22 protein-coding genes, 1 tRNA gene and 4 pseudogenes are annotated in these 25,044 nt (G+C 46.0%); 8 read left to right on the forward strand and 19 right to left on the reverse strand.

The window, feature by feature from the left end:
• Positions 1-46: 46 nt before the first annotated feature.
• A complete protein-coding gene (locus tag ASN_RS09785; RefSeq protein ID WP_231948169.1) occupies positions 47-1,144 on the reverse strand; it encodes an aromatic ring-hydroxylating dioxygenase subunit alpha in 1,098 nt (365 codons plus the stop codon).
• Positions 1,145-1,206: 62 nt separating this feature from the next.
• Between ASN_RS09785 and ASN_RS09790 the strand changes: the two genes are divergently transcribed.
• The gene (locus tag ASN_RS09790; RefSeq protein ID WP_082666639.1) at positions 1,207-2,148 is read left to right on the forward strand and encodes a LysR family transcriptional regulator; all 942 of its coding nucleotides are present in this window, start codon (positions 1,207-1,209) and stop codon (positions 2,146-2,148) included.
• Positions 2,149-2,240: 92 nt separating this feature from the next.
• Here ASN_RS09790 and ASN_RS09795 read toward each other — a convergent pair whose 3' ends face one another.
• The 3 genes and pseudogenes from ASN_RS09795 to ASN_RS20190 form a co-directional block, all read right to left on the reverse strand.
• On the reverse strand, positions 2,241-3,533 hold the full coding sequence (locus tag ASN_RS09795; RefSeq protein ID WP_058988066.1) for an NAD(P)/FAD-dependent oxidoreductase: 1,293 nt from the start codon (positions 3,531-3,533) through the stop codon (positions 2,241-2,243).
• Between the two features lie 180 nt (positions 3,534-3,713).
• The gene (locus ASN_RS09800) at positions 3,714-5,105 is read right to left on the reverse strand and encodes an NAD-dependent succinate-semialdehyde dehydrogenase (RefSeq protein WP_058989270.1); all 1,392 of its coding nucleotides are present in this window, start codon (positions 5,103-5,105) and stop codon (positions 3,714-3,716) included.
• Between the two features lie 644 nt (positions 5,106-5,749).
• Positions 5,750-5,905 (reverse strand): annotated as a pseudogene (locus tag ASN_RS20190) (IS5/IS1182 family transposase); the annotation flags it as partial.
• 470 nt (positions 5,906-6,375) lie between these two features.
• On the opposite strand from ASN_RS20190, the gene ASN_RS19660 reads away from it, so the two are divergent.
• Positions 6,376-7,014 (forward strand): serine protease family protein, encoded by a 639-nt coding sequence (locus tag ASN_RS19660; protein WP_157765165.1) that lies wholly within the window; start codon positions 6,376-6,378, stop codon positions 7,012-7,014.
• Positions 7,015-7,019: 5 nt separating this feature from the next.
• On the opposite strand, the pseudogene ASN_RS09815 reads toward ASN_RS19660, so the two are convergent.
• The 3 genes and pseudogenes from ASN_RS09815 to ASN_RS09825 form a co-directional block, all read right to left on the reverse strand.
• Positions 7,020-7,559: pseudogene (locus tag ASN_RS09815) on the reverse strand (recombinase family protein).
• 155 nt (positions 7,560-7,714) lie between these two features.
• Positions 7,715-8,371, reverse strand: coding sequence for a DUF4760 domain-containing protein (locus ASN_RS09820; RefSeq protein WP_082666640.1), 657 nt, complete (start codon positions 8,369-8,371; stop codon positions 7,715-7,717).
• 543 nt (positions 8,372-8,914) lie between these two features.
• Positions 8,915-9,265: a recombinase family protein gene (locus ASN_RS09825; protein ID WP_231948170.1), complete on the reverse strand. Its 351-nt coding sequence runs from the start codon at positions 9,263-9,265 to the stop codon at positions 8,915-8,917.
• A gap of 114 nt (positions 9,266-9,379) precedes the next feature.
• Here ASN_RS09825 and ASN_RS19950 point away from each other — a divergent pair, with 114 nt between their 5' ends.
• The 5 genes from ASN_RS19950 to ASN_RS09845 all read left to right on the forward strand — a co-directional run bounded on the left by ASN_RS19950 (position 9,380) and on the right by ASN_RS09845 (position 15,222).
• Positions 9,380-9,961, forward strand: coding sequence for a hypothetical protein (locus tag ASN_RS19950; RefSeq protein WP_167541272.1), 582 nt, complete (start codon positions 9,380-9,382; stop codon positions 9,959-9,961).
• Positions 9,958-10,806, forward strand: coding sequence for a hypothetical protein (locus tag ASN_RS09830; RefSeq protein WP_157765166.1), 849 nt, complete (start codon positions 9,958-9,960; stop codon positions 10,804-10,806). Before ASN_RS19950 ends, ASN_RS09830 begins: the two co-directional genes overlap by 4 nt.
• Before the next feature lie 303 nt (positions 10,807-11,109).
• A complete protein-coding gene (mobC, locus tag ASN_RS09835; RefSeq protein ID WP_231948171.1) occupies positions 11,110-11,484 on the forward strand; it encodes a plasmid mobilization relaxosome protein MobC in 375 nt (124 codons plus the stop codon).
• Positions 11,481-13,220 carry a hypothetical protein gene (locus tag ASN_RS09840; RefSeq protein WP_058988072.1) on the forward strand — a complete coding sequence of 580 codons (1,740 nt, stop codon included), beginning with the start codon at positions 11,481-11,483 and terminating at the stop codon, positions 13,218-13,220. Before mobC ends, ASN_RS09840 begins: the two co-directional genes overlap by 4 nt.
• A gap of 253 nt (positions 13,221-13,473) precedes the next feature.
• Positions 13,474-15,222 (forward strand): hypothetical protein, encoded by a 1,749-nt coding sequence (locus tag ASN_RS09845; protein WP_167541309.1) that lies wholly within the window; start codon positions 13,474-13,476, stop codon positions 15,220-15,222.
• A 385-nt stretch (positions 15,223-15,607) separates the two neighbouring features.
• Here ASN_RS09845 and ASN_RS09850 read toward each other — a convergent pair whose 3' ends face one another.
• The 9 genes from ASN_RS09850 to ASN_RS09885 form a co-directional block, all read right to left on the reverse strand.
• Complete coding sequence (locus tag ASN_RS09850) at positions 15,608-16,654, reverse strand: tyrosine-type recombinase/integrase (RefSeq protein WP_231948172.1); 1,047 nt, start codon at positions 16,652-16,654, stop codon at positions 15,608-15,610.
• Positions 16,606-16,872 (reverse strand): hypothetical protein, encoded by a 267-nt coding sequence (locus ASN_RS20195; RefSeq protein WP_231948173.1) that lies wholly within the window; start codon positions 16,870-16,872, stop codon positions 16,606-16,608. The genes ASN_RS09850 and ASN_RS20195 overlap by 49 nt, the downstream gene beginning before the upstream one ends.
• Before the next feature lie 109 nt (positions 16,873-16,981).
• Positions 16,982-18,592 carry an IS66 family transposase gene (tnpC, locus tag ASN_RS09855; RefSeq protein WP_058986868.1) on the reverse strand — a complete coding sequence of 537 codons (1,611 nt, stop codon included), beginning with the start codon at positions 18,590-18,592 and terminating at the stop codon, positions 16,982-16,984.
• Positions 18,593-18,655: 63 nt separating this feature from the next.
• On the reverse strand, positions 18,656-19,003 hold the full coding sequence (gene tnpB, locus ASN_RS09860) for an IS66 family insertion sequence element accessory protein TnpB (protein ID WP_010510701.1): 348 nt from the start codon (positions 19,001-19,003) through the stop codon (positions 18,656-18,658).
• Positions 19,000-19,359: an IS66-like element accessory protein TnpA gene (gene tnpA / locus ASN_RS19230; RefSeq protein WP_058986867.1), complete on the reverse strand. Its 360-nt coding sequence runs from the start codon at positions 19,357-19,359 to the stop codon at positions 19,000-19,002. The genes tnpB and tnpA overlap by 4 nt, the downstream gene beginning before the upstream one ends.
• A gap of 68 nt (positions 19,360-19,427) precedes the next feature.
• The gene (locus tag ASN_RS20565; RefSeq protein WP_058988074.1) at positions 19,428-19,838 is read right to left on the reverse strand and encodes a DUF6538 domain-containing protein; all 411 of its coding nucleotides are present in this window, start codon (positions 19,836-19,838) and stop codon (positions 19,428-19,430) included.
• A gap of 308 nt (positions 19,839-20,146) precedes the next feature.
• Positions 20,147-20,788, reverse strand: coding sequence for a hypothetical protein (locus ASN_RS09875; protein ID WP_058988075.1), 642 nt, complete (start codon positions 20,786-20,788; stop codon positions 20,147-20,149).
• Complete coding sequence (locus ASN_RS09880) at positions 20,788-21,546, reverse strand: AAA family ATPase (RefSeq protein WP_058988076.1); 759 nt, start codon at positions 21,544-21,546, stop codon at positions 20,788-20,790. The genes ASN_RS09875 and ASN_RS09880 overlap by 1 nt, the downstream gene beginning before the upstream one ends.
• A complete protein-coding gene (locus ASN_RS09885) occupies positions 21,546-21,983 on the reverse strand; it encodes an AAA family ATPase (RefSeq protein ID WP_058988077.1) in 438 nt (145 codons plus the stop codon). Before ASN_RS09885 ends, ASN_RS09880 begins: the two co-directional genes overlap by 1 nt.
• Before the next feature lie 167 nt (positions 21,984-22,150).
• On the opposite strand from ASN_RS09885, the pseudogene ASN_RS20200 reads away from it, so the two are divergent.
• A pseudogene (locus tag ASN_RS20200) lies at positions 22,151-22,498 on the forward strand (transposase); the annotation flags it as partial.
• A gap of 166 nt (positions 22,499-22,664) precedes the next feature.
• On the opposite strand, the pseudogene ASN_RS20570 reads toward ASN_RS20200, so the two are convergent.
• The 3 genes and pseudogenes from ASN_RS20570 to ASN_RS09905 all read right to left on the reverse strand — a co-directional run bounded on the left by ASN_RS20570 (position 22,665) and on the right by ASN_RS09905 (position 25,033).
• Positions 22,665-24,039 (reverse strand): annotated as a pseudogene (locus tag ASN_RS20570) (DUF6538 domain-containing protein).
• Positions 24,040-24,128: 89 nt separating this feature from the next.
• A tRNA-Leu gene (locus ASN_RS09900) sits at positions 24,129-24,214 on the reverse strand.
• Positions 24,215-24,316: 102 nt separating this feature from the next.
• On the reverse strand, positions 24,317-25,033 hold the full coding sequence (locus ASN_RS09905; protein WP_058988079.1) for a M48 family metallopeptidase: 717 nt from the start codon (positions 25,031-25,033) through the stop codon (positions 24,317-24,319).
• Positions 25,034-25,044: the final 11 nt, after the last annotated feature.

Raw genomic sequence — 25,044 nt, forward strand, 5'->3', positions numbered from 1 at the left:
CTCTTGGAAACATGTGTTGTGAACAAGAGGCTGCCTGAAGTATTTTTTAAGCTGTGAAAAACTGGCTTAAACCGATGGACCGGAGTGCGCGGCGGTAAGCAATTGAACTTCGATCTGCCATCACATGAACCTCAAGCGAAGGGTCAAGGGGCAGGTTTTCCGGCTTTTGCGCTTCTACCAAAGCGCGGTCTTCCTCAAAAACTTTGAGATTGAAGTCGTACACATCCTGCACGGGCAGGTCCGTATCAAAATTGCGGCAGATGGGGGCAAACATGCGTGTCTTGCGCGCAGAAACAGGAGAGGCTGCATTCATGATCACAAGCCGTTTCTCGTCGGGAAAATGAATTTCCAGGGTTGCGGTAAATGGCACATGCACCCGGAAATGCCTCAGCCATTCAAAGCCGGGCCGTCCTTTTTCAGAATACCCAATCGGATAATTGCCAACACTGCTCCGGTATTCTGCTTCAAACCCATAAGGGGTTATTTTGGGCATGTAGGCTGGCACAACAGGGTTTTCCGGGTCAGCAAAGGTTGCGGTATGGACGAAGGCGAAGTGAGCTACATCGATAAAGCCTTCAACCTGCCGGCCAGCAAAGCCGTTAATATCAATCCAGGGACAATTGATCTGTTGAAATTCAGGATCATTCCAGTGGGGCATGGAAGGAAGAGAAGCTTCTCCTTCCTGCGGGCGAAGGCAGGTCCAGATCAGGCCATAGCGCTCCATAACAGGATAGGTGCGCAGAGTAAGCCGTTTGGGAATGGCGTTATCCGGATGAGCGGGTACTTTCACACAGCGTCCTTCGGAGCCGAAGCGAAAGCCGTGATAGGCACAGGCTATGCTTTGCCCGTCTCCTCTACCCATGCTGAGAGGGACGCCCCGATGGGGGCATAGATCATCTGCCACCACAATCTCGTCCCCTGAACGGTATAGGACAAGCGGCGCATCCAGTAGCGTGACGCCGAGTGGCTTGTCTTCAAGTTCGCGCACAAGGGCGACTGGATACCAGTATGAAGCCAGAATAAGCCAATCATCCGGCTCAAACGTGTTGTCGCGGGGGAGCTTGGCTTCGTTGGTGCGGGCAGCAAGGGGGGGCGTGGTCACGGCAGGCGCTCCTGGAACGATGAAGGAGGAGGCAAAAGCCATCCAGTCATAGGAAGGAGTATTTCATTGATTATATATTATCGGATATATCTGTTTCATGCAGTATGCATTCTCAAATTGAGAACAGTCGAATGAATCCGTTTTCTCGCTTCCTCATCTATTTTCTGGCTGTGGCGCGCCATGGGTCGATCCGCAAGGCATCGGAAGACCTGCGCATCGCCCCTTCCGCTATTGACCGGCATATTCTGCTGGGTGAACAGGCGCTTCAAACGCCTCTGTTTGAACGTCTTGCGTCCGGCATGCGTCTTACTGCGGTGGGAGAACTGTTCCACGCTCATGCGAGCCGGTGGGTAAAGGATTTTGAGAGCCTCAACCGCCAGATTGATGAGTTGAAGGGCATGCGGCGGGGGCAGATTGATATTTTGGCTCCCCAGGCGCTGGCAAGCGCTTTTCTGCCGGATATAGCCGTGCGGCTGAAGGAGCACTATCCGGGTATTATTCTGAATATTCACATTCATGATAATGCCGAGTTAAATACCCGGCTTTTTGCCGGAGATGGGGATCTGGCCTTTCTTCTGGACCCTGTAGATGTGCGGGATTTACAGGTGAGGTCTGTTCTTTCTTTTCCGTTGGGAATTGTCAGTCCAGTGGGTCATCCCGTGACCGCACAGGCGCAGGCTCACTTTTCGGTTTGTGCGGAATATCCAGTTATTGTGCCAGAAGAGCCTTTGGCGCTGGCTTCAGTATTCAGAAAACTGGAAGCTGATTGTCGGCTTAACGCTTATAGGGTTGCCAGCGGTAATAACGTGCAAATGATCAAATCCCTTGTCAGAACGGGATTGGGCATCACGCTTCTCAGTTATCTTGATGTTATGGAGGAAGTGCAGACAGGTGATCTCGCATTTACGCCCTTGGCAGGGGCAACGGCTCCGCGCCTCACTTTGGCGTTGGCGCATGACCGTACGCGCCCTTTGTCTGGCGTGGCGCGACGTGTTGCCGATAGGGTGGAAGCAGAATGGACGCAATTACGGCAGAAACTGGCGTAATTGCAGATCTCAACAAACGAAAGTTTTGGAAGGCTCTCCAACTCTACGTTGGGTTGGCATGCAGAAATTTTCGTTAGCCTTCCATGTAGATTTTAGTCCAGACGAACGGAAGGGCGGATAATGGCTTCTATCCAGTCTGCAACGATGGAGGCCATGCCCCGGAAATAACCGAACAGTTCGATCTGATGCTTACGATAGAGCATGATGTGCCCAAGGCGTGCTGAAAGCCCGTGCATGATGCCACCACCTAAAACAGTGCCACCCGGCAGCGCTGCCCATCCATTGTAATTGCCTAAAGCAACAATGGCCCCCTTATTATGGAAAATGCAGGACGGGACTTCTTTACCATGCTCGAGCCATGCAGGGAGATGTTGGGCAAGGTGGTGGGCCTGCTGCCGCGCCACCTGTGCTGTTGCTGGCAACGGTTCATCTGCAATGAAGGAGCAATCTCCCATTGCAAAAATCCTGTCATCATCAACTGAGCTCAGATTAGGTTTAACCGTAATCTGGCCCGACCTGTTGAGAGAAAGGCCCCCATAAGCTTTGGTGACTTCCGGCGCTTTGACGCCAGCCGCCCAGACGCGCAGGGTTGCGGCAATATGAGAGCCATCTTTCAAAATAAAGCCAGTGGCATCTGCTGCAGCAACACGAGAGGACGTGCGTACGGTAACACCCAACCGCTCAAGTTCTTTTTGCGCTGCGATGGAGACCGATTCCGGAAAAGCAGGCAGAATACGTGGGCCGGATTGAAGGAGTGTCACACTAAGCTTTGGAGGAGCCTTACCGAATGCATGCAAGCTGAGAGGATCGACAATTTCAAGTGATTTATGAAGTTCCGCGGCAAGTTGTGTGCCGGTTGCGCCCCCGCCAACTATGGCAATGTCCAGTTTGGAACTATTGGCAAAGGATTTCAGGATTTCCATCCTGAATTTCTCATTGAAAGAATTGGCTTCAATCAGATTATCAATAAAAAGGCAATGTTCAGCCACGCCGGGTGTACCAAAATCATTGGCACAGCTTCCAACAGCCAGAATGATGGCATCATATTTCAGAGTGCGGCTTTCCAGAACCTTGGTGCCATCTGATGCATGAAGCGGGCTTAAAACAACTTCCCGTTTAGTGCGGTCAACTGAAATGACTTCTCCGGGCCAGAATTCAAAATGGTGGCTGCTGGCTTGAGAGATAAAGCTGATTCGATCATTTTCATTCAGTACAGTGCCGGCTGCAAAGCAATGCAGCATGGGTTTCCATACATGTGAAAAGCTTTTGTCAATCAGGGTAATACGAGCTTTCCCCTGCCTTCCAATCGTTTTTCCCAAACGGGTTGCAAGGGCCAGTCCTGCCACACCACCACCGACGATAAGAATTTCAGATTTGGATGCCATCAGTTTTACAAGCCTCTTTCAGGGAGTAAGCAGGGAAAGGTCCATTTTTTGGAATATTGTTTTGGATGTGTATTTATAAAATATCTGTAAATAGAGTATATTTTAACGTTTATTTGTATTTTGTATGATCGGGAGAGAGGTGCCAGCAGAAGTCAATCAAGACAACTGCTGGCAGTTTGATCAGAACGGTGCGTCGATATCAACCGTGTTAATCAGTTTGTGGTTCACAAATTCCTTGATCCCCAGGCCGATCAGTTCACGGCCATAACCGGAGCGTGCAATACCCCCGAACGGCAGATCTGCCTTCGGCACCAGCGGATGGTTGATGAACACCATGCCGGTACGGATCTTTGCTGCCACGCGGGCACCACGCGCTTCATCTTTGGTGAAGACTGCACCACCAAGACCATAAGGAGAGTCATTGGCAATACGAACGGCGTCGTCTTCATCCTTGGCGCGGTAAAGCTGTGTTACCGGACCAAAGAATTCCCAATGGCGTGCTTCGTTATCGCCATGCAGGTTGGTCATCAGCAGCGGGCGGAAGAAAGCGCCTTTTCCGGGAACTTCCGGCCCAATGACTTCAACCTTGGCACCGTGCTTGATTGCGGCGGTTACCTGATTGTGCAGGTCATCTACCGCACCCTGAGAGCACAGGGGAGCCAGCGTGGTGGTCGGGTCCATCGGGTCGCCGGCTTTCAGTTCGGCAACGCCTTTTTTGTAAAGTTCCAGGAAGCGATCATAAACCGCATCTGCCACAATCAGGCGCTTGGCTGATACACAAACCTGCCCAGCGTTCCAATGGCGCCCGATAACGGCCCATTTGGCTGCTTTTTCAACGTCTGCATCGTCCAGAACAATAAAGGCGTCTGCACCACCCAGTTCCATGGTGGCTTTTTTCAGCGCTTTACCAGCAACACCAGCAATAATTGTGCCAGCGCCTTCTGAGCCTGTAAGAGCGACACCACATACGCGCGGGTCATTCAGGATCAGTGCTGTATGAGACCGGGCAGCGTACAGATTGCGGAACAGCCCTTTGGGCAGTCCTGCTTCGTTCATCAGGTCTTCACAGGCTGCAGCACATTGCGGCAGGTTGGAAGCATGCTTCAGCAGAACAGCGTTCCCGGCAGAAAGCTGCGGAGCGATAATGCGGACAACCTGATAAAAAGGGAAGTTCCACGGTTCGATGGCGAACACAATACCAAGCGGTTCATGCACCAGAACGGCTTTTCCTTCGGCAGGATCAGCAACCGGCAGGCTTTCCGGCTTCAGAAGTTCTTCTGCATATTTCGCATAATATTCGAAAATTTCTGCAGAAAGAATGACTTCTTTCTTGGATTCTTCAAAAGTCTTGCCCATTTCAAGCGTGCCGAGGCCGGCATACTTGTCAACATCCCGCCGCAGAATGGCACCAGCAGCATTCATGATGCGGGCACGTTCGGCAAAAGGCGTATCACGCCATTTTTCAAAAGCTGAATAGGCGTCAGAAAGCGCTGTCTGAACCTCTTGATCTGTGGCTTCAGGGAAAGTGGCAAGAACTTCCCCTGTGTAGGGGTTGGTTGTCGCGTACGCCATTTTTACCTCGTAAACAATGGAAGACAGGCAAAAGGGACCCGCAACCGCATATGCGGCATACATCTGGAAGCGCAAAACAGGATATTCTGCATCACCATTGTCCCTTTGACCGACAAAAAATAGACCGGTCAACTTCTAACAGAAGGGAAAGACCCCTTTACAAAAAGCCCTCGGCTGGAAACAAAAAATCTTTTACCTCCTGCCATAGCTCACTGTTCTGTCTGCAGGTGTCTATATATAAATGGATATAGACACGGTCAACGCATAAATAGATTATTCAAATTAATAACTCTTATCAGGTTCCTCAGGTAAGAACGATGAAAGGGGGTAAAGGGGCGACACGCTTCAATGGAGCGAAGAGTATGGCCTGTGGGTGGCCAGCCAGAGTCGTGTCATCACGAAAAAGAGGGTATCTCTCCTCTCTCCGAAACAATGGCGCAGCCGTCGGCAGAACTCTCTTTTTGAAAATATTCGTTAATGTTCGTCTGGTGATGGAAAATACAGATGATCTGGAGGGATTAAAGAATCGTTGAGTGAGGCCCCAGTATCCTGATTTTGGAATCAATGAGCAGGTGTTGATGGTTCAGGGTTATGACTTTCACTCTGCGTTTGAGGCAAAGCGGAAAGCATTATCCTCTGGTTTTCTAAGAGGCGACACTGATCCGTTCCAGGAACAGAAAGCGGTGCATGTTGTAGACGATGTTGGCCAGCCCGATCCTCGTGGTGGCACGAATGATGCCCACTGTCCGGATAAACAGTCCCGTCTGTGCTTTCTGATCAGCAAAGACATGCTCGACATGGGGCTGGACGAGGGGTTTTTCCTGTTAACCTTCTGATTCCATTCTTTTTAAGGGTATCATGGAAATGTAACGGAACCCGTGTCCTGAAATAGAAGCCTGAACAAAAACAAGAAGTTATGGTGGTGCGAACTGCGGGACTCGAACCCACTGAAGTAAATCGGACAACCAATAACATATTGTTTTCAAACAATATTCTGAACGTTCGTGTAACAGTTTGTGTAAGACTTTGTGTGAAATCGGTCAAGGTTTTTGAATATGCCGGAAGGGTCAATATCACGAGTTGAATGTGACAATATGCATGCTTGCATCGAGCCCGTCTCTTGGGGAATGCTATATGTTAAAAGGCTGGATCACTGGGTAACGGTGGAAGGTTAGAAAAACGGGCACTGAAATTTCTTAACATGCTATTCTTACGGAAGTTTTTGTGATCAAGGGTTTGATAGAGAGGTAATTACATGACGTATTTCGACGTGAGTAAAATGATTTGGCCAATCCTGGATAATTTAGGCGATGGAAATCTAGAATATTTAGGATGTTGTTTTTTTGTGGGGAGTCCCCCTAAATTAGTAACATGTAGGCATATTCTTGAGGGTGCCACTTCTGCAACAGCGCAATCGCCGAGCGATAAAAATTTCTTAATAGAAAATATAAAATTTCATCACAAATTAGATTTAGCTATAGCTGATGTGCGTAGTAGTGAAATGCAAATATTTAAGCCATTATCGTGCCCGTTAACGATGGGAGGAGAATTGGTTGCCAATGCTTATCTCAAAGACATGATAAAAGATTCAAAAAGCATATTACCACATTTTTCTAAGGGCTATATAACATCTACACCTTTAGGCTCATTCTTAAACCAAGGTCGTGGAGTGTACAATCTCTCTTTTCCTTCCCTTGCCGGATACAGTGGTGCTCCAGTATTTGTATTTAATACAACGCATTTTGCGGGGATGTTAATAGGGAATCATGAGAGCTCTATTACAGTTTTTTCCCATTCAGAAGTTGATGACGATGGAAAAAAATGGGAAGAAAAGACTGTAAGAGTTATCGATGAAGGTATTTTTATTGGATACAATGATATTATGGATTTCATAACACAAAATATTTAGTACAATTAGTGAATCAAAATACGATAAATGTGTGTTTTTGATATTCCTGTTTGACGCATAATCTTACTAATTCCTAATCCTTTGGCTTTGAGTTGTCTGACATACTAATGGTCATAGGATTGTTTTCTGCCTTTGTAGACACCGTCTACCTTTGCCTTGGCAATACCTTCAAGCTGGCGTTCCTTTCTCAATTCAGTCTCAAATTGAGCAAAGACACCAAGCAGATTCAGGAACATTTTCCCTACAGCGTTGGATGTATCTATGGGTTGCTGAGTGCAAATCAATGATACCTTTTTATCTTCCAGGTATCTGACAATATCCTGCAAATCGCTGATTGATCTCGCTAACCTGTCGATACGAGTGACCAGCAACGAATCACCGGGCCTTAAAAATTGAAGCAAGGTATCCAGTTCTTGCCTTCCTTCCCGGCTAGTTCCAGAGACCTTTTCACCTCGGATAATTTCACATCCTGCTTTTTGGAGTGCTGTTTCTTGTATGGTCAGGTCTTGGTCTGATGTGCTTACTCGTGCATAGCCATATTTCATATTCCTTGTTCCTTTTGGGTTATAGTGATGACGGTACTAACCGCTCCCTAATTCCATTATAGACCCAAAAGGCACATAATACGGTAGGTTGTGGTAATGTTCCTTTAGGGACTACACAAATGAGACTAGTTTTTTATTTGATCCAATATTGTTTATTACAAATCCTCCCTAATGTCATCTTTCAAATCTTTAAAATTTGACAGGACTGACGGCTTTTTCTTCTGAAGATCTTCTATATACAAAGAAAATTTATTATAAATATTTATGATGCTTGTTTTCATAACTTGAGATATGAATCTTTTATCTAACTCTCCGCTTTTTATTCCAACGGCTATAAATTCCATGTAATTCAGAATATATCTTAATGATTGAATTGCTTGAATATGTTCTGCTTTTTCGCTTTTTTTCATATTTTGTATAGAATCAATTTTCACATTTGACTCAGGAAAATACTTATCTATTCTATCTAGATGCTTTGGGAATTCTGCATTTGAAAATCTTGTGCCAACCAATGCTATTGTAGTCTGAATTTTTAAGTTTCTGTGCGCTATCCATGACGCAACTACCCATCCTGACAAAGCCATTGCTCCAACAAATAACGAAGTCAGTATCGTTATTAACGCAGTGTCAGATTCAGTTTTTCCAGCATTGTCTAAGCAATTCTTAACATAAAACACATAACAAATTCCGATTACTATTGAAATGTAAAATGTAGCGGCAAAAATATAAATGATAAAAAGAGGATTTCTGCATTTCATCTTTTTATATAGTTTAAATTTTTGTTTTTTTCCATATTTTAAATTTAGCATCATGCCTTCCCTCAAATAAAAAGAGGTAGCTCATTAAAGAGCTACCTCTCCCGTATTCAAACATAAATTTTGGGCTTATTCTACCCAAGGAATCTCGTCTAGGTTGCACATAGCGTTTACATTGGTCATTTGGTCATCTCCTCATGTATTTCCACGCACATTTAATATGTGCAAAAATAATATATCATAATTTAATAAAAAAGTCAACCAAAACCTATTTTTTAATATTTCTATAATATATCATAAATAAAATTATGATATATTTATGATTTTATGCCGTGTTTATGTAATTTGTTTGTATAAATTTCTGATAGTCAGAAGTCTGTTTTATAATGAGATTGGAGCGCAGAAAATAATTATTGTGATCCACATAATTAAAACAAAAATCCTGCCGGGGATAGGCACGTTTTTCACTGGTCCTGACAGTTTTCCGGGAGCGGAGGTATCTTCATCGTTCGGATCAAAAATTTGTCCCAAAATCACCTGTTTTTGGAATATGCATTATTTGCATGTCGTGCGTTTAATAATGCATAGCTGATACAGAGGTTATGGGACGGCTTTCAGGCTGTTCATGGCTCTCCATGCCGTCATACGTGATACCTGAAGCAGTTCACTGACTTCGCGGGAGGAAAGTCCTCTTTGCTTCATAGCGCGTGCCTGAGCCGTCTTTTCAGGCGATAGAGTGGAACGTCTTCCGGGGCGTTTTCCCTTGGCTCTGGCGACATCCAGGCCAGCCATGATCCGCTCACGAATAATGTTGCGTTCAAACTCCGCGAAACCAGCGAGAAGCAGAAGGAACAGGCGACCACCAGCACCTGAGGTATCAATCCCGAGGTTAAGGATACGCACAGCAATCTGCCGTTTTTTCAGTATGTCTATTAAAGAAAGAACATCCACGGCATTACGTTCTGGCTGAACGGAATCAAGGGGACTGTAAAAGACGTTCAGAAATGGACATCGACTACAGTTCAGTCGACTGGACAGGGTACGATTACCGACCTTGGGTATGGTGTGTACAGGACAAGCGCTCCTCAGATATCCAGCACAACTCAGGAACACCAAGATTTCTGGATAGTTTCTCCCGGTGGCCGACAGGAGAAAGTCGAAGTAAACGGTGATATTGGTAATGGTCAAACAGTATTAGTGGTCTGGGGAAGCGTTAAAGGTAATAATAACGGGTATAATTTAGTTGTCAGGAATTTCACGACCAATCAAGGCTGGAATCTCCTCAGGTGTCTGCCAAATTCGATTGCTTACAAAGGGACTAAAGAGTTAACGCTAAAATACCTTGGTTATATCTTTCTTCCTCTTATAATTCTGACGCTGGCCTACAGTAATCTTCCTCCTCGAAATAACAATCTTGGAGGTGTTTACCATTCAGATAGAGACTATCGCGCCACTCACCCGACGTTCACTCAATCAGATATCCTTCCATTTCTAAATATCGATATCTTTATGGCGATTCCGATATTGATATTCGTTGGTTATCGAAAGCGAACCAAGCTGATTTGGAAAAATTATAATACTGCGATGGTTTGTATCAATCAGGCCATTAACAACAATCCTCAATTCGTTAAATCTCTGGAATCATGATGAAAAAGATATTTTTCATTTTTACAGCCCTTACTCTTGCTCAACCTGTGACCGCATCTGCTCAGACAATGGTACAGTGCATGATGGCACGTAATCAGGGTATGATATCTCCTGCTTGTAATAAAATTCTTGGCTTATCGACAGAACCGGCCAAAGTTCCTGAAGATAACGGCGGTCTGCATCTGAAGCAGGTTATTGACTATAAAGCGCCATCTAACAGTGTCGGACAGGCGTCTATTCTCGGCTTGACGTTGGGAATGTCATTAGAAGACGCAAGAAAAATCATGACGGCTCATTGTGAGGGCGAACCACATCAGAGCAATACTTTTTTGACAGTGGTACATAAGGGAGTGCAGGTTAAGACACAATTCTTCCCGATGCAGTTAGGATGTTTGATAAAAGGAGATGGGTTACGTGTAACATTTTCTCCGCCCGTTTCAGGGAATGTCATAACGAAGATAGAGAGGACAGTTTCTTACCCTGCTGATGCGTCACCAAGTTTTACTGGCCTCAAAGCGGACTTGGCTGAAAAATATAATATCCATCTCATGAAAAATGATACTCAGGACATCATTTACTCATTGGAAGATGGGAGCATCAGTGAAAGACCTGAAGGTTCTCTTCTGGTGCCAACACGGAAAAACCCGGATTACGCACCGACAGCACAGGCATATATATTTGTTAACATAAGAGGCGTGTCAGGAAATCCGGAGAATGTTTCATATATGGAGATTTTTCTCGAAGATACAGGGGCAGAGAACCGCTTGAATGATGAGGTAATTAAGCAAATGAATGCCTTTGTTGATGACAAGCTTTCCACAAACACAGTGAAAGCAACATTATAAAAACACTTTTTATGCTTCATCATGGGAAGGTGCTATAACGGTGCCTTTTCTGATATCTCTGGAAATGAGATGGCAGAGAATAAGAAAAAGTTGGATAATAATATATTAAATTCATACCGGTATAACCCCGGTGTTTTACGCTATTGAATAATAATAATTCCTGAAATTCGTTATAATATAAAATATGTATTATAATAGTATTGCCAGGCGTGGACTACGTTGACCCGTTTCACGGTTCACTCTGCCCAGACTGGCAAGGGGTTTCACCCCGTTGACCCCATTTGAGTGCAGGAATTTTATATAATGGAAAATAACAAAATAAATAAAGGCAAAGCAGGAAGGCCAAATATGAGACGAATGGAAACCCGTCTCTCCATTCGTGCAAACCGTGAAGAACTGGAGGCATGGAAGCAAACCGGACGTGAAGCCGGGTTTCATAATCTCGCCAGTTATTTCCGGTCTTTGATGTCTTCCAGATATTTTGTGAATGACGAAAAGAAATATCTTCTGGCAGAGTTGAATGAAGCCACCAATCAGGTTGCACGATGTGGGAATAACCTGAACCAGATAGCCTATCATCTGAATGCTGGTGGACATGAGGACGCATCACGAGCGGTTTCTGAATGTCGTGACATCATCAAGACCATGAAGCGTATTATCATGGATATTCGAAGATGATTATCAGCTCAGAGCCTCTTATTGCCTCTCGTGGGTGTGGGGAGACCTGTGATCATGTTTTTCGGGGCTCTGGAAATGAATCCATAGACGAGATTCAAGGATCAGAGTTTGATGTTATGCAGACTTTTGATGAAGCCAGAGACAACCACGACAAATATGCGGTGTGCCATTTCAAGATCAATCCCAAGCGAAACATTACGCATGAGCAGATGTTACAAAGTGTCAGTATGTTGGCTGTGGAATTTGGCTTTGATCCGGATACCTGCACAATAGTCAGACATAGGAAGGCCAAGGCGGGTGAACCTGATGCGGATGAGCACTATCATCTCTATGCATCATGGCGGAATAGTGCTGGCAAATGCCTGGACAGCAGTTACATGAAAGTCAGACAGGAGAAGATTTCCCGGACGTGTGAGGTTTTGTTTGGTCATGACATTGTAAAGGGACGCTATCAGGTTGCAGTCATCCGCCAGCTCCGGGATGAAGGTAAGGCTGATATTGCGGATTATATAGATGCTCATACACCAGACCTGTATGAACCAGTGCAATCTGCTTTTACAGCCATCCAGCATCAATCAGCCTTGCGTCAGGGGGTTAACCTCGGAAAGCTGAGACAGTCGATCAGAGGCCTACGTATAACCTCAGAATCATTTTCAGAAATGGTTGAGGGGTTAAGTGCTCTGGGCGTGAGTATCCAGAAAGGAGAAAAAGCCAATACATACATTATCGTGAATAACGAAAATAATCAGTTTCTTGGTTCTGCCAATCGTCTGTTTGAAATGAAGAAAGGGGAGTTTGCCAACCTGTTTGAAGCCTTACAACAGGGAAAGGATACGACCTTTGCACTGTCTGAGGGTGAGAGCCCAGTAAATGCTTCAGAGATGACAGGTGAGAAGATTCTCTCTCCTATGCCTCAGGTTATACCGGAGCGCACTTTACTGTCGTCTGTGCCCCAACTTACGATTAAAGGCATTCCGTCAGGAAGTGGAGTTTCTGACATCAAAGCAGATCATTTTGCGATGACTGATAGTATGTCGCGTGAACAGAAGGCTTCTATTGTTTTCCAGAATGAAGAAGCCAACAGGAAAGCATCTGTCGAAAAAGAGACACTAGCGAACCAGCAAAAATTTGCAGATGATCTGTTACAGATGATGTCTGACTTTGATAAGAAATGGAAACATGTTCCCAAAGAGCCATTTTCCGATCCTGCCAGTAGAAATCGTGTGAAGGTAAGGGAAAAGCATGAGAGTATCCTGAAGCCATTAAGAACCAGATATCATGTGGAACGGCAGAAATGGTTTAATGGCTCATCTACACGTAAGGCGCTCCAAGAATTCAACAATGCCTTAAAGAAGCTGAGATATGAGAGAGATGATTTTAAGGCGTTGGATATTCTGAATAATGAGAGTGATTTTTTATATTGTCTGAATTGGATAGCGGATTTCTACGTAGCTGGTCGTGAAAGAAAGCTTCGGGAATGGCAGACTGATAACTCTGTTAAAAGCTACCTGAAGGCAAAAAAAGATTTTGATGAGCTATATAACTACATTCAGAAAACAAGAGACGCAGAACTTCTACGGGATACTCTAACGAATCCTGTTTATGCATTCCAACAGATGAGGAAAACAAAAGATATTGAGGCGCCCATGACAGCAATGAATCAGAGTAGGGATAAAGCCATTTCAATAGAGAAAAAGAAAAATGTGAACAATGATATTATTCCTGTATATAAATAGATTTTTTCATTTATTATTGATTTTCATGTATAATCATGGTAGATATAAAAAAGCCCTTGAGAGATTGGCGTCTCTAAAGGGCGGGATTGCAGGGAGGAGGAAAATGACGCCCCCGCAAGAAGTTTTGTTAAGTTAGATTGTAGATAGAGTAATTATAACACAAAGTTAACAATAAAAATAGAATTTCTTTCTTTTCCTTCTCATGGTTTTCAAATGAAGACTTTTTGTGATCCCAATTTTTGGGAAACAGAATATGGAACAGATATGTAAAAAAGTTATTAAAGAAAATGATATTCCTGACGTAAGAAAATGCCTGAATGAAGAAAAGTTTTCATCTGAAAGCTTTCTGCCTCCTGACATTTCGACATTCTGGGATGTTTCAAGATTCCCGACAAATCGGGATGGTTCTGAATGCTATGTAAGCATTTTAGGATTCTGGAAAGATTTCTGGCGTCCAAAATATTATGATCCGGCCACTCAGGAACAAAAGCCAGGTAACAGAATCTTCAGAAGATATTTTCCTGCGACAGAAGAAGGAATGCAGGGAATCAGGGACTTGATAAAGAGCAACAAATTCGAGGCTCTGTATCGTTCTCAGGCATTCTTTCCGAAGATCAGAAAGACCCAGAGAAAAGAGGATATTTCAGCCATATCTCATGCATGGCTTGATCTGGATATCAATAAGCTTGGTGAAAAACGGAAGCTTATCAGGGGAGACAGGGCAAAAGGTATTTTTGACAGGTGGGTTGATAATGATCACTATCGTCCTGAACTCTTTCAGGAATGGCAATCTCTGGATGATTCAGGCAAAGCTGAATGGCTTATTTCTCATTGCGTGAATAACGAAATACCAGAACCCACTGAAGTTGTGTTGTCTGGTGGTGGAGCCTACCTGTTATGGCAATTCACAGATACTGTGTTTATCCGAAGACGACGCAGGAAAGTTGGGCAGAAAAATCCACCGCGTTCTTATATTGATGTGATTGAGGATATTCATAGGAACATCCGAAACAGGCTGGATTATTTGATGGCAGATATCACACCGTGTTCTGCTCAGACTGTTTTGAGGATTCCAGGATCAATCAATTATAAATATTCTCCTTTGGGACATTCATGCCGGTCAGTGTGGTTTAACGAAGACAATCGTTATAGCTCGGACGACTTCAAACAGCGTGTTCTGGGTATTGCACCATATGCAGGAGAACAACGATATCAGCAGGCGAAAGAGATTGACGCTATTCGTGCAAACGCAAGGAAGCGGGGAGAGAAGATCTACAGGGACAATGCCTTGAAATGGAGCCAGAAGGCATCTCTGAAGGCTGACAGCCCTGATCATGGGAATATCTTCCAGTTTCCTGTCAAAGCCTCTAAAAACTCACCCTATAAGCAATCAAGGCGTATCATTGGTGATCTGAAGGAACTGGCAAAGCTGAGATGGGGTGGAAGTGTCATGGAAGGCTACAGGGATATGTTCTGTCATATCGCTGTTTCCATGGCGTCAGCACATTTCCAGAATAATCCCAATGAGCTGTTGCCCTATGTGAAAGCCCAGATGGAAGATATTATTCCCTCTGATTATCTGACTCAGCATTTTGAAAGCGATAATATCACGAGCCTGAATAAACTGATGACTGCGTGTGATGTGTCTGATGTGAAACCGGGTTTTTGCTCATGGCGTTATGCCTACAGCATTGATCGAATCATTGAAAAACTTGCGATCACCGAAGATGAAATGAAGCATCTGGATTGTCTGGTTTCCAAGAGCATCAAGAAAGAAAGGCGGAAACAGACTGACAAGGTTTATCAAGCCAAAAAGCGCAGGAATGCAGGGTCTGTCAGAAGAGAACACTATGAAGGGGAGGCATTATCCAAAACAAAACCATGGGAAAAATTGGGAATATGTCGCAGGACATGGGAAAGACGACAAAAAAAATTACAGAGAGCTTCTGTTGATATTGAGGTTAAAAGCTCTGAATCAAACCTTCTATCAAATGTTGGGTGACTAAAATTTTTTCACCATAATTTTCTATAGGTTCTTATTCTGTTTTGATGTGTCGCAAGTCTATCGCAAATAATATATAGGTTCGTAGGTTGGGGTGTAGGGGTATAAGTTTTCATAGACCAAAGATTTGTTATCATGTTTCCAATTTATTGATCTTCAGAATTCAGAAATTAAGGGAGAAGGGAAAAGGAGGGGGTAGGTCCAGGATGCCCCTTCCTGCTTCTCCCATGGATAAGATGCCGGCAACTCACATGAGAAAAAATTATAAAAAATAAAAAAGTTTGTCCCTGAATCTTATCGTCATCTTACAGCTCAAATCCTGTGGATTATTGGCATTATGATTGTTGTGGGTGAGATGGCACTTAAAACCCTATGGAAATGAATTTTAAACCTCTCCCATAAGTGTCCTGATATCCCAGAAATCCGGATATTGCATGGACTCAGCCACCTGAACGATATTTTCAAGATCGATACCATCCAGATATCGCTTTACGCCTTCTGAGTGATGCCCGTATTCATGACTAAGGAAATCATCAATCCAGAGTTCCCTGATGCCGGTGTCGCCTCCTGGCGTATTTCTGAGCTTGGTGGAGACATTATGACGGAAGCTGTGAAAAACAATAGTAGAGGACTTAATGTCAAGCCGGTTCTTGAATGTTGAGAATTTTCCTCCAAAGCCCACGCTTCGTTTTTTATCCCTTCCGCTGAATGCCAGTTCGTTAAATAGATAATAATTGGCACTCTTGGCCCATTCCAGAATTCCGGCTTCAATCAGTTTGCGGTGGATAGGAACAACCCTTTCACCGGCCTCAGTCTTGGGGTTCCATGCCTCCGCTGGTCTGTTGCGTCGTGGCAGATGCTCACAGATATTGAAACACCAGACACCTTTGATGTTGATAACGTCCAGCTTTCGCAAGCGACATATTTCTTCCAGCCTCATCCCTGTATAAGATCCAATTCCGACAATCATGCCAAATGTTCTTTGGGAAATCTGGCCGGGAGGCCATGGAGTGTCGATGAGTTTCCGCAGGTCGTCCTCTGGCCACGCTTTATAGCCATCGCCCTTCAGTTTTCGGCCAAAAGACCAGTCTTTGAAGACATTGGAGCCTCGGTTCACCAGTTCCTTTTTCTCATGGAAGGTCCATAGGATCGACATCTTGGAGAAATGGTTTTTGATGGTTTTGGTTTTGAGAAGGGCTTTTATGCGGTTCCGCTTTGCATATTTAATAAGTTCGTCAACAGTAAGTTCTTTGGTTTTACCTTTTCCATAGGTGCCAGGAATCTGGGTCATCATTTCGATATATTTATCGGCGTGCTTACTGGAATAAGTGCGGATAGGCTCATCGCCATTGATTTCGATGCATCTGCGATAGACGTTAGTCATCATAGCCAGTTCGCTGTTTGGCTTGGTTTTAATCTCTGGTGACGCCATGAAGGTAGAGACTGCTTCCGAGACAGGGGAGAAGGTTTCACTTCCAGTTGTTGGAAGACAGGAGCCAATGTTTCCCGTAACAGTGCAGACTGATTTTCAAAGACCTTGATGGTTTCCTGATGGCCTTGGACTCTGGACGCAAGGATTTCACCTGAACGGATCAGCTTTTCCATTGCGGGTTCGGCTGTATCCTTGAGATAGCCGGTGAGCGCGGTCATGCGGTCTGTGTCTCTGACATGGGACAGGAGATGTTCAGCGTTGATGGTCTTGTATTGGGAGATCAGCGACGCAATTTCGAGCGTAACCGGCCGTTCTGTGCCGCCTTGATTATGCGGCCTTTTTGTGAAGCGTATTCGCGGGTTGCCAGTTCCATGGCAACAATTCGTGGAGGCGGTTGATCTTGTGTTCGTTGATGCGGGCGAGAACATCGGCGAGGTAATCGTGCGGGTTGAGGCCTGAAAGTTTTGCGCTTTCGATAAGCGTCATGGCATCAGCGATGTTGTCGCCCCCGGCGTCTGAACCGGCAAACAGATAGTTTTTCCGCCCGACGCATACCGGTCGTATGGCCCGTTCGGCAGGATTGTTGTCGATGGCAACACGACCATCTTCGAGGAAGAGGGTAAAGGCTGCCCACCGGTTGAGCGCATAACGGATTGCTTTTGCCAGTTCCCCCTTGCCAGGGATACGGGCGAGCTGTGTTTCGCACCATGCGTGGAATGCTGTGACACGAGGGCGGCTTTTTTCCTGTCGGACAGCCAGACGATACGGAGCAGGAGACCCGGTGAGCTGCCGCTCGATATCGTAGAGTTCCCCGATCTGCTCGAGTGCTTCCCTTGCGATTGTCGAATCACTGCCCTTCCAGACATCATGGAAGGCCCTGCGGAGATGAGCCCAGCAGGCCGCTTCGCGCACATGCACGGTTCCCGTTGCATCGGGTTTATACAGATCCCTGAACCCCGCGTAGGCGTCAGCCTGCAGAATGCCCCGGAACTGTGCCAGATGGGTCTGGGGATTGATCCCCTTGCGATCGGGAGAGAACCAGTAGGCCACGGCGGGCGGATCACTCCCGCCCCAGGGGCGGGGATCGCGCAGATAGGTCCAGATCCGCCCTTCCTTCACACCACGTGGTTTCCCAGCCTGGCGCAGACGGGAATCAAGAACCTGGATGGGTGTATCATCGGCATGCAGCAGGTCTGCCTTTACGACATCCTGACGGATCAGATCTGTGAGAGGACGCAGAACGGCAACGGCCTGACCACACCAGTCGATCAGGGTTGAACGGGGAATGTCCACACCCTGACGGGCAAAGATCTCGTTCTGACGATAAAGCGGGATATGGTCATCGAATTTCGAGACCAGGATATGGGCCAGAAGCCCGGGGCCAGCCATCCCCCGTGGAACAGGGCGCGACGGTGCTTCAGGCTGCACCATCGTTTCGCAATGGCGGCAGGATTTCTTCAGCCGTGCCGTTTCGACAACTTTCAGTTTTGCCGCAATAAAGTCCAGTATTTCGGTGACATCTTCGCCTACAAGACGCAGAGGACCGCCACAGGCAGGACAGGCCTCACCCGGGTCGAGAACAATACGCTCCCGTGGTGTCGTGTCAGAAACCTGTGGTTTGCCACGCTGCCGTGGGGGAGAGACTGCATCATCGCTGACATCATGCTCCCTGATATCAGGAGAAGGATCGGCTGCCGCGATGGCGATTTTTACATCTTCAAGGAGCAGTTCGAGCTGTTCAATCTCACGGTCTATCTTTTCTGAACTGGCCCCGAATTTCTGTTTCTGAAGGCGTGCGATCCGGATTTTGAGAGACTGGACAAGAGCCTCATACGCACGGGCCGACGCAGAAAGCCGGGCCACTTCGGTCTGCAGGGAAACAATCATTTCCCTCAGGATATCCGGATCATCAGGCAGGACCACGGGTGCAGGCGTCATTATGAAAAAATAGCAGAAAATCTAAGAAAATTCAAAAGGTTCTACACGATCACGCCATAAAAATCAGGCTACGCGAGACGGTGGTGCAGACCAGGAAGGGCGTCTCCACTCCATGCCTTCCCACAGCATGGCCATCTGTGCTGTCGTCAGGCGTGCAACGCCCTCTGCCGGAGACGGCCATGGAAAACGTCCCTTCTCAAGCACCTTGTAATAAAGACAGAACCCCTGACCGTCCCACATCAGAAGCTTGATCCTGTCGCCACGGCGACCACGAAAAGCAAAGAGCGCCCCTGATGTCGGGTTCTGACGCAGCACGTCCTGTGCCAGTGCTGCCAGACCCGATATGCCCTTGCGCATATCGGTCACCCCGCAGGCCAGATAGACACGCACGCCGTTGCCCACGCCAATCATGCCGTCTCCGCAATCTGGATGACCCGGGCCAGAAGATCTTCGGCAGGATGTCCCGTCACCCTGATACTACGGCCATTGCGCAGCACTATGGCCAGTTCGTCAGGTCCACCGCCAGATGTCACAGCAGGTGTCGTCACTGAAGCAACAGGAATAAACGCCACAGACTGATCTGGCGAAGATAGTCTTTGACGGAATGAACTCCGCCATTGGTAAAGGTGTTGGCGGGTCAGGTCATGCCGACGTGCCACATCCGATACACTCGCTCCATCCACACCAACTTCAGACAGTATCGCCAGTTTGCGTTCATCCGACCAGCGGCGACGGCGTTCAACACCAATCAGGATTTCCTGGGCCATTCTTACCTCTCAAATGACGTCAATAACGACGTCGTTAACGACGGTAAGTTACCAGTCACAATCTTTAATCATAAGGCGGCCTCAAACGGCCGGTTACTTTCGAGCTCATATGACTGGATTATGGCCTCTAGGAAATTCCTGGCATTATTATTATCAAGATATGATCGTACGCACTCTGTCAGACTGTCTCTTGTTTCCTGAGCTCCGCTGGTTTCCGGGGGAAGGATGGAGCGTCTGAGAAGGTCAGCATAGTCCTGCTTTTCCTCATCCGATATAATCCACGGTTCATGAGCCATCGCGTGTTCGATCTTTGCAAAAAGTGCCTGTGTTCGTTCGTATGCTGTTCCAGCACGGATCAGTGCGATTTTCCTTGATCTGGTGAACAGCGAAAAGCAGATTTCACTCTTTTTTACGACATCACGGAATCGTGATGGAACCCGCGTTCTGAAATAGAAACCTGTTGCCCGGCATTGGAGCATGTTTCTGCCTTGTTCATCGTCCCCCGCCAAAGCCTGTGTAAGACCTTGTGTAAGAGTTTGCGGGGTCTGTGTTTCTGGAAATCCAGAATAATGAACAAAAACAATGAGTTATGGTGGTGCGAACTGCGGGACTCGAACCCCCACGCTTTATCAAACACTAAGCAGAAAACACACTGAAAACGAACGACAATTTCAGCCGTTACCGTCCTTCAAGGTTGGTAATCCCGCATAACCTGCGGGCAACCCGATGGAGCAGTCAAGTGAAAAAATAAATGGTATTTTGGAATAAGAATATTAATCCTGTATATTTAAAGGTCATTGTTTAAAATTATATTTAACCTATTTATTATAAGGTCATAGCTAATATCCGTTCCTAAGGAGGAAAGGATATTTCTTTTTTTGATGAAATTGCATAGTTTTGTATAAGATGGAATATTTTTTGTAATATTGATATTATATTTTCTATTGATTTCCCTTTTTAAATGTTGAAAACTATTTTTCGGTTTGTATTTATCTAAAATAATCAAATAAATCCAGGACTCAATAGAGTGAAAAGATACTGCAAATAAAATCCTATCATCATTATTATTAAGAATATCAGTGCCAATTTTTTCTTTTATCAAGAATATGATATCATTCACTACGTCATCGCAAGGTCTATCATTTCCGCCACACGTTAAATCTACACAAAAATTAGGGTGATCGGATTGATCAGCGTCTATTTGTATTAAGACGTAATCATTGTATTGTAGAGCATCTTCTATTTCATTTTCGCAAAATTCAAACACTAACTCCCAACCACCAGCAGTAGATGTATATTGGTCAGTATCATCTCTTCTGGGTTGAAGGGGGTTAATGTCAATACTATCGTCATTAGATAACTGTTCGATAATGTGAGATATAATAACTTGATCAGTTTTACCCTCACAAACTAAAGCAATATTTATCATTAGAAACCTGTTGGTAGGCCGCCTAAAATGCCACGCATAAACAACTCCGAGAGTTTGCGTGGCGTTTCTGAAGGTATGTTTTCTTTTTGAGCAATTCTGCGGACTTTTGTGTCTCCTTTAATGCCTCTGTAAACTACAAATAATCTTTGGGATTGGTCGTTAAGATTTAAGCCATCGAGAATCGCAGGATTGTGAGTGGTAAATATAGCTTGTTTGTTATGTTTGTTCGACAAATCCCGAAGCTTTCTCATCAATTCAGAGCAAAGTTTGGGATTTAATGATGCATCAATATTGTCAATAGCGAAAAACTTTGGCGTTAAATTTGTAGAAAATAAGGTGAAATAGAATAGTAAAAATAGAAATCCTTCATTGGCACTTCTTTGATCAAAGAAATGTGTTTTTTTGCATAAATAACTATCAAATATCTTAATATTATCTGTCTTTTCCTCTATTTCAACTTTTATATCTTCAAACCAGCCAAATAGACTTAAGTATTTTCGTATTTCGGAAAACGTTTCGTTTTCATTGTCTTGCGATAAGACTGATAAAAGCTTGAATAGCCCTTCTCCGTTGATTCCTAAGGGTTCTATTTGTCCTTCTTTTTCAAATATTCTAAGGGAAGAATTTTCTGGAGAAAAAATAATAAAATTTCTTACATCAATATAATCTTCTGGTTTTTTGAGTTTTATTTTTATGTTTTTAAATGAATCGTTTTCTGAGGAGAGCATTTTTAATAAAGCTTCATCCAAGGCAGCCATTAATTTTTTTGTAGTCTTGAATCGGATTTTTTATTGTGTAAATTTGAAATAGCTTTTTTAAATTCTTCCAAAGAATATTCGTTATCTAATCCATTTCCTTGAGGTTCGAGTTTCCAAGTTGAGTAAGGTTTGTTATCGTTGTTTATATTATATTCAAAAATATTTTCATCAGATTTCATTGAGACCTGTATAGGATCACAAGATTTTTCTTCTAAAAAAGCAGAACGCATCAATTCAGGAGTGCTAACTCGTATTCCTCTGGACGCAAGGAATTCATTGTCTAGTTTATTTGATTCTGCAGCTCCAGCTAAAGCAATCGCTTCCAAGATGTTGGATTTTCCAGAACCATTTTCGCCAATAAAAACATTTATTCTCCCAAGATCGAGATCTATCTTGTTTATGGATTTATAGTTTTTGATCGTTATATTGTTGATCATGATCTCTTCTTGGTGGTTCTGGTCTGTTTCATCGTTGATTTGACATTCAAGAGAATTTTATGGCTGATGATGTTGTGATCATATGCTTTCTTACCTTGATTATCATAGCATAATTTTCAGCACTGCAAAGTCTCTATAGCCTAGAATGAGGGGGGGGCTCAGCCTCCCTGCGGCGGCTCTTTCCCAAGAGCCACGGCAAACCTCGCGTTGATAACCGTCGCGTTCTGAGCTGCATTACTGTTGTGAACCGCAATGCTATGGGCTGGCGTGATGCACCCCGGGAATACGGCCCGCACAAGACGTTCTGCAACCGTTGAAAGCGTCGGGACGATATGGTTATTTTTATGCGAATGATGGGTGGTCTGTCTGTCGCGTGGGCTGAGCCTCGGACCATTATGATTGATGCGACCTAATCTCGAGGCACACCGTACGGCTTTAAGCCTGCGGTTAGAAAAGGGGATCCAAGCCACCTGATCGGTCGCACCAAAGGCGGTATGAATACCAAGTCGCATGCCGGTTACCGATCAGAACGCTGGCTATGAGCCCTGAACCTAGGAGAAGGTTTTCCCGACTGCGGGGATCTTTCGTCTGCCTTTTAGGGCGTCAACGGGGAAGGAACTTCCCCTTGCCAGTTGCTCGATGCGCCCCTTTGGGTAGCCATTGAGCACTGCTGGCTCCCTTTTAAATCGTTCCCTTTTTGAAGGCTGTTTCCGGGTAGCGTATTGCCTCTATTGTTTGTTGCAGATTGGCTGTTGAAATGCCGGTAAGGTAGGTAGTCGTCCCTTGGCTCTTATGGGTGGCTTCATGACCAAGTAGGCGGTCAATCCACACCTCTCGGATATCTGTATGGGCGTTTCTGAGTTGTGTGGAAACGGTATGCCGGAACGAGTGGAACGTGATTTCCGCTGGCAGGCCGATACGGGTCTTGAGCAAAGAGAACGCTCGTCCCAATGCTGCGCCTCTGACACCCTGTTTTGAAGTCTCCAAGCCGGGGATGAGGTATGGGCCGTCTGTGGTATCCTTAAGAGTCAGAATACCGGCATCAATCAGCTTTAAATGGACTGGCCCCATACGAGTGCCTGCTTCTGTCTTGGGTGCCCAGCCGGTTTCGCTATGGGGTCGGATAAGGAAACAGGGGATACCGTCAACAGTCTGGACGTCCTCTTTGCGCAGGGTGCAGATTTCGCCCAGCCTCATCCCCGAATAGGCTGCAATCAATGTGACCAGCCTGAAGGTCTCTTCTGGCACGGATGTGCTATGTCATGAGGCAGAGGCCAGCAAAGCCAGTTCTTTGGTCGTCCAGCTTCTTCTGACGGTCTTCTGTCCATTTTCAAAATTCCAGCCTGTCCACGGATTGCGTGTGATCTGTTCGCGCTGGTGTAGCTGGTTCCACAGGGCAGAGAGGCGCATCATATGATTTTTGACGCTCTTACCACTCAGGGTCGGCAGACCTTCCTCTCTGGCCCTCTGTGCTTCTTCTTCAAGGGTAAGGCTGCTTTTACGTTTGCCCAGTGATGCTGGAAGAGAAAACAGGAGGTCGCGGAAGGCTCCGGCCTTTTCGCCACCGATAATGGACACAGGAGCATCGCCAAAGGCTTGTAGGAACAGGTCTACAGCCCGCTGGGTGGCTTTCTTGGTGTCGGCGCTGGCATGGGGATTATCCAGCACAAAGCGCTTCAAGGCACCGGAGAGCATTAAAGGTTGGGCTTTGGGTGCTTTGGTCGTTTTCTTCACCATTCGGGGTTTTGGCATCGGTGCTGAAACTGGCATGGACCCCATTTCCTGAGCAGATGAAGGCAGATTCACGCTCTGCAAATCCCGCAGTGCAACCCGCAGTCCTTCAAGCCTGCCTAAAGCGTCCGGTTCAGCCAGCATAGAGTGGGCCTGCATGAACAATTCTGTGGTTCTGGCATGGAGCAGAGAAGCGCGTTTGCGGGCTTCATTCTGGTAGCCTGTTTTCAGGGAAACCCAGATTTCCCGCCGATTTAAAGCTGCTCGCAGGGCAGGGGGGAACGATACGGCGAAAGTGATAGGTAGTGCCTCTAACTCGGAGCATAAAATCTTCCCTTGATGGGGAAGGACGATGGAGCAAAGACAGCCTTTGCCCCTCATTCAGCTAAAAAATCGTGCTATTTCAGGTGTCTGTGGTGCGAACTGCGGGACTCGAACCCGCACGCCCTTGCGGGCTGGAGATTTTAAGTCTCCTGCGTCTACCATTCCGCCAAGTTCGCTTAGAGGGCTGAGGCCGTTGGAAGTGTGTCGGGCCCGCCCAGTATGAGGCGTTGTTGAGTTGGGTTTTTAGCATGATGCGGCGCGGCGGCAAGGGGTGGTTTTCAGCGGGCGCTCAACAACTGGTTGCCGTGTTGTTTCAGCCACGCTTCGGCCTGCCGTCGGTGGGGGGTTAAGGTGTCCACCAAAGCCCAGAAGGCAGGACTATGGTTCATGTGCTTCAGGTGCGCGAGTTCATGGGCAATGAGATAATGCTGAATGGGATAAGCGGCCATAATCAGCCGCCAGGAAAGCATGATACGTCCTGAACTGCTGCAACTGCCCCAGCGGCTGGATGTGTCTCTTATATCTAGCCGGGAAGGGAAGAGTTCAGCACTTTGTGCCAAAGCGCGTAGCTCCTGCCCCAAAATGGTTTGAGCGTGCTTTTTCAAAAAGTCAGCAACGCGGCGGCTAATGAAGTCTTCCTCACCAGTGACGACGAGCCTTGTGTCCTCCAGCCAGGCGCCGCCGCGTGCGTTGGGTTGGTGAACAATGGTGTGGGGCACGCCGCAAATGGGAATAATACTGTTGGGGGCAAAAAGGGGCGCGCGGGTAAGAAGCGTGAGCCGAGAGGTGATCCAGTGGGACTGGTTCCGTAAAAACAGGAGAGCTCTCTGCCTGGGAAAAGCAGGTGGATAGCTGACAATCACTGCCTGCTGCTTGGGATCAATGCGGACAGAAAGGCGGCGAGCCCGCACGGAGGGCCGCCAGATTATGGGGACAGCCGCATCTCCCAAAAGAACAGTTTCTGTGTTGGGAGAGGTTGTGCGGGGGGCTGTCATGTCAGAAGCAG

Origin of the sequence: Acetobacter senegalensis (assembly GCF_001499615.1) — a bacterium.
Classification (GTDB): Bacteria; Pseudomonadota; Alphaproteobacteria; order Acetobacterales; family Acetobacteraceae; genus Acetobacter; species Acetobacter senegalensis.